Origin of the sequence: Arthrobacter sp. HMWF013 (assembly GCF_003061105.1) — a bacterium.
In the GTDB taxonomy this organism is placed as follows: domain Bacteria; phylum Actinomycetota; class Actinomycetes; order Actinomycetales; family Micrococcaceae; genus Arthrobacter.
Map to the genome: position 1 here is coordinate 1 of NZ_QAIQ01000022.1, position 5,304 is coordinate 5,304.

Here is a 5,304-nt window from a genome sequence, read left to right on the forward strand (position 1 = left end):
GCGTCCCCGCCGGGTCTCCGGCGCGTCGGCGTCGGCACTGCGGTTCCCGGCATCGGCACTGCGGTTCCCGTCGGCACTGCGCGTCCCGGAGCCGGTAATTGTTCCCGTCGTTGCCCGTCGCGAGCGGCTGCTGGCAGCGGCCGCTGCGAGCGCACCGGTATCGACGACGTCGTCCGGGTTGATCGACGGATCACCGGCACCGGTGCGGTGCCGGTCGTCCGGAGCGCCGCCGGCCGCTCCAGCCACTGTGATGCCCGTGGCCTTGACCACCAGCACTGCGATCAGGGTGGTGACCGGGATGGCGAGCACCAGGCCGATGGAGCCAACCAGTGTCCGGATGACTTCCTCCGAAAGCTCGGCGCTGGTCAGGGTGTCCCCCAGCGGGCGGTCGTAGAGCATCACGATGATCAGGATGGGCAGCGCGGCGCCTGCGTAGGCGAACGCGATGGTGTAGACCGTGGAGGCGATGTGGTCCCGGCCGATCCGCATGGCCGAGGAGAAGAGTTTCCGGGCGCTGGTGCCCGGCGCCAGTTCGTAAAGTTCCCACACTGCCGAGGACTGCGTGATGGTCACGTCGTTCAGGACGCCCAGGCCGGAGATGATGAGGCCGCAGAGGATGACCCCGGAAATGGAGATGTTGGCCGAGGTGTTGATCAGTGTTGTGGCATCGTGGCTGCCCACCCCGGCGAGGTTGGCTGCGTCGGTGGCCCAGGCGGCCAGGAGCGCGGTGATGGCCAGGCCGAACATGGTGCCCAGCAACGCGGTGGATGTCCGGGCAGAGAACCCGTGGGCAAAATACAGCACCCCGATCATGATCACCGTTGACCCCACCAGCGCCAGCAGCAGCGGCGGTTTGCCCTCCACCAGGCCCGGCAGCATAAAGCCGGCCAGGACGAAGTAGGCGCCCACCAGCCCCACAAGCGCCCGGAATCCCCGCCAGCGCGCCACCGCGATAACCACTGCTGCGTAGAGGATCGAGAGCAGCACGATGGGCAATGTCCGCACGAAGTCCACGAAAATGAAGGCCGGGGAGCCCTGAGAAGCCCCGGCGCCCGGGGCGTTGGACAGGTTCAGGTACCTGATCTGATCGCCGGGCTTCACGCCGTGGGATTGGGCCACTTCCGGGTTGATCACCACTTTGACCGGGCTGCCGCCCTGATCCGGCTGGGTATAGGCGAACATGCAGTCGGAGCCCTGGGGGGCCTGGCCTTCGGTCTCCGACGGCAGGGTGCCGGTAGAGCCCTGCATGCAGCTTTCCTCAACAACGCTCTGGATCTTCCCGGTATCGAAGGTGACCCCCGGCGCGGCCGAATACGGGCTCGCGAGGGTGATCCCCTCCTTGAAACCGGAGGGCCACAACATCGCCATGGCAGCCAGGGTCAGAAGCGTCAGCGGCACCAGCACGGCTGCCAGGATGCGGTTTGCTTTCCTTCGCGCGGCAATCGCTTCTGCTGTTGGCTCCGAATGACCTATGGGAGCGTGGGAGTGACCGGACCCCATCAGCAGTAAATCCTCATACCTTGAACTCTACGTCCGGCACCATAGGGTTGATAAATGGGCGGCAGGAACCGAAAGGAACCAGCGTGACGAACGGCAAGACTGAGCAGCACCGCAATGTACCCGCCACCGAGTCCGGGGCCAGGCAGCAGGCTGTGCTGACGGTCCTCGAGGCTTCGGGGCCCGTCAAGGGTGTGGCCCTGGTGCTGCACGGCGGCAAATCACACAGCTTCGAACCGGTGGAGGCCCGCCAGCTCAGCCCGCTCCGGATGGTTCCCTTCGCCCGCAAGCTTCACCGGTCCGGAAAGAACCACGGGCTGGCGGTCTGGTCCCTGAGGAACAGTGTCCGGGGCTGGAACGGCCAGGACATGTCCGCGCTAAGGGATGCCCGCTGGGCCCTCCAGCAGATCAGCATGAAGCATCCAGGGTTGCCCGTGTACCTGGTGGGCCATTCCATGGGCGGCCTCACGGCAGTATGCGCCGCCGATCATCCCCAGGTGGAAGCCGTGGTTGCACTCGCGCCCTGGCTGAACCCCGGCACACCCGCTTCAAGGGTTGCCGGCCGACGGGTCCTGATTGTGCACGGCACCGGGGACCGGATGACCAGCCCCACGGAATCCCTGAAGTTCGCGCGGCGCGCCGCCGAAGAGGCCGCCTCCATGCAGTATGTCTCGCTCAAAGGCGCCGGGCACTTCATGATCCGCCGCGTCCGGCTGTGGCACGCCCTGTCCACCGGTTTTGTGATGAAGGCCTTCTGCGAGCACCTTGGCGCCACGGATCCGGCAGCCCGTGCCCTTGACGAACTGCTCCCTGAATCGTCCGTGCACGTGACGCTGTGAGCCCTCCCCCGGCGGGAGGGCATTCAGTTGGCCCGAAGTGCCAGTCAATGACTGAATGTCAGTCCGAGATGACCAGCGTGTCCGCACCGATCTGGCGCGCCCGGCCACTGTCCAGCAACGGCTCGACGGCGGCACGCAAGGCTGCCATGGAATCGTCCAGTTCCAGCATGACGGGGTGCTGGTACGCCAGGAGCGCCAGCAGGTCGCGGACCGCAGCGGCGGCGTCGCCGGCCGCCAGGTTGGGCTCGTGGCCCACAAACACATCGGTGGCCCGGGCATCGCCGTGTGTGGCGGACGCCGTACCGGCCGCGGCCATCGGATCCTGGGCTGCCTCGGCATAGCTCACCGCGAACGCCCGGATCCTGCCCTTCCTGCTCGGGGCCACGCCGGCACCGAAGGCGGATTCCGGTTCTGCCCGCAGGACGATCGCCCCGTGAGCACCGGTGAGATCGTCCAGGAAAAGCTTCTGCACCTGCCCCGCCGACAGCACCCCGGGCGAATCCCAGCCGTGGATGGAGGTGTAGTAACGCCCCACCACGTCGGTCAGCTCAACGGACCCGGTAGCGAGGTCCATGACCACGTCCGACCCGGCGTTTTCATCGTTTGCCGGCCCGCCGCCGTCGTTCTTTGCGGGGAACACCGGAAGCTTCAGGGCGCCGGGCTCCACCACTACAAGGCGGGACCGCTGGATGGGTGCCAGCCCGGCGGCCGTGGCGAATGCCTCCCCGGGGTGCCGGGCTGCACCTTCGCCCGGAGCCTGGTGACGCCCGACGGCGACTGTTCAGCTTCCCGGCGCAGCATGGCCAGGAGCGTGGCGCCGATGCCGGCGCGGCGGTGGTCCCGGGCCACCTCGATGTAGGCCCAGAGCCGTTCAGGGTGCAGCGAGGCCTCGTAGACCACGCCCGCTGCCACCGGGATGCCGACGCCGTCGATGACGTCCTCGGCCACGATGGTGCGGCGCCACGGCGTTCCGTCCGTCCCTGCAGAGGAGACGGTCAGTGCGCCGCGGAACTGCCGGGACTGGTCCGTTTCCGGTCCGCCCCAGACCTCCAGCAGCGCCAGGTCATCTCCCTCGCGCCAGGCGCGGTACTCGATGGCCACGCTCAGGCGCCGATCAGGCGGGCGGCCAGGTAGCCTTCCACCTTGTCCAGGGAAACCCGTTCCTGGCTCATGGTGTCGCGCTCGCGGATGGTGACGGCCTGGTCATCGAGGGTGTCGAAGTCCACAGTGATGCAGAACGGGGTGCCGATCTCGTCCTGGCGGCGGTAGCGGCGGCCGATAGCGCCGGCGTCGTCGAAGTCGATGTTCCAGTTCTTGCGCAGCTGCGCGCCCAGGTCCTTGGCTTTCGGGGAGAGGTCCTCGTTGCGGCTCAGCGGAAGCACGGCGGCCTTGACCGGTGCCAGGCGCGGGTCCAGCCGCAGCACGGTGCGGACGTCGACGCCGCCCTTGGCGTTGGGTGCCTCGTCCTCGGTGTAGGCGTCCACGAGGAACGCCATGAAGGAGCGGGTCAGCCCGGCGGCGGGCTCGATGACGTAGGGCGTGTACCGCTCGTTGGTGGCCTGGTTGAAGTAGCTCAGGTCCTGGCCGGAAGCCTTGGAGTGGGTGGAGAGGTCAAAATCGGTGCGGTTGGCGATGCCTTCAAGCTCGCCCCACTCGGAGCCCTGGAAACCGAAACGGTATTCGATGTCCGTGGTGCCCTTGGAGTAGTGGCTGAGCTTCTCCAGCGGGTGCTCGAAGAAGCGCAGGTTCTCCTCGCGGATGCCCAGGCCTGTGTACCAGGACATGCGCTCCTTCATCCAGTACCGGTGCCATTCCTCATCGGTGCCGGGCTCGACGAAGAACTCCATTTCCATCTGCTCGAACTCGCGGGTGCGGAAGATGAAGTTGCCCGGCGTGATCTCGTTCCGGAAGGACTTGCCGATCTGGCCGATGCCGAACGGCGGCTTCTTGCGGGACGTGGTGAGGACGTTGCTGAAGTTCACAAAGATGCCCTGGGCGGTTTCGGGGCGCAGGTAGTGCAGCCCTTCTTCGCTTGCCACGGGGCCCAGGTAGGTTTTCAGCAGGCCGGAGAATTCCTGGGGTTCGGTCCATTCGCCGCGGGTTCCGCAGTTGGCGCAGGCAATGTCCTTCAGGCCGTTTTCTGCGGGGCGGCCCTTCTTTTCCTCAAACTCTTCCTCGAGGTGGTCGGCCCGGTAGCGCTTGTGGCAGGACAGGCATTCCACCAGCGGGTCGGAGAACACGTCCACGTGGCCGGAGGCTTCCCAGACCTGGCGGGGCAGGATGACGGAGGAATCCAGGCCCACTACGTCTTCGCGGCCGCGGACCATGGACTGCCACCACTGGCGCTTGATGTTTTCCTTCAGCTCCGCGCCAAGGGGCCCGTAGTCCCAGGCAGAACGGGAACCACCATAGATTTCACCGGCCTGGAAAACAAAGCCCCTCCGCTTGGAGAGGGAGATGACCTGGTCGAGAACGGATTTAGGTGCCATGGGTGGAACTCCAATTTCTACAGGGCCGCTGGGTGCGGTCCGCGGTTTATCTGGCCCGCTGCACGTGGGTGCATCACCGCAGGGTGCGGGCGGGGCGGGGCGAAGGAAACGAAGGGCGCGGCGTAAGTCGCGTGTCCTAGCCTACCGGCCCTGTCTCCTGAAGGCGCCCCTGGGCCAGGGCAGGGTGGCCAGGATGATGGCGGCCAGGGTCAGCAGTGTTCCCAGGACGGTGGCGGGGGCCACTACGGTACCCGGGGACGGAACCAGCAGGTCCAGGCCCAGGGAACCAAGAAGCTGCCCGGCGATCATGCCCAGTCCGGTGACAAGTACCCCCAGGCTGCGCACCAGCAGCGCGCCCACGCCGATGAAGACGCAGCCCATCGGGCCGCCCAGGTAGTACCACCACTCGGCGGGAAGCGGGTTGCCCGGCCCGGACAGCGCCAGCTTGGCGCCCCACGCAATCCAGAGCACGATGGCGC

Annotated in this window: 4 protein-coding genes and 1 pseudogene; 1 reads left to right on the plus strand and 4 read right to left on the minus strand. The window is 66.9% G+C overall.

Translation table 11 applies throughout. The annotated features are described in order from the left end of the window. Window positions 1-1,500, minus strand: a 1,500-nt coding sequence (locus DBR22_RS00975) for a YibE/F family protein (protein WP_108597373.1), incomplete at its 3' end; no start/stop codon positions are given. Between the two features lie 83 nt (window positions 1,501-1,583). On the opposite strand from DBR22_RS00975, the gene DBR22_RS00980 reads away from it, so the two are divergent. Next, complete coding sequence (locus tag DBR22_RS00980; RefSeq protein WP_258228997.1) at window positions 1,584-2,336, plus strand: alpha/beta hydrolase; 753 nt, start codon at window positions 1,584-1,586, stop codon at window positions 2,334-2,336. A gap of 58 nt (window positions 2,337-2,394) precedes the next feature. Here DBR22_RS00980 and DBR22_RS00985 read toward each other — a convergent pair. The 3 genes and pseudogenes from DBR22_RS00985 to DBR22_RS00995 all read right to left on the minus strand — a co-directional run. Further along, a pseudogene (locus tag DBR22_RS00985) lies at window positions 2,395-3,437 on the minus strand (GNAT family N-acetyltransferase). Between the two features lie 2 nt (window positions 3,438-3,439). Beyond that, window positions 3,440-4,825 carry a glycine--tRNA ligase gene (locus DBR22_RS00990; RefSeq protein WP_108597372.1) on the minus strand — a complete coding sequence of 462 codons (1,386 nt, stop codon included), beginning with the start codon at window positions 4,823-4,825 and terminating at the stop codon, window positions 3,440-3,442. 141 nt (window positions 4,826-4,966) lie between these two features. After that, window positions 4,967-5,304, minus strand: a 338-nt coding sequence (locus DBR22_RS00995; protein ID WP_181364971.1) for a DMT family transporter, incomplete at its 5' end; no start/stop codon positions are given.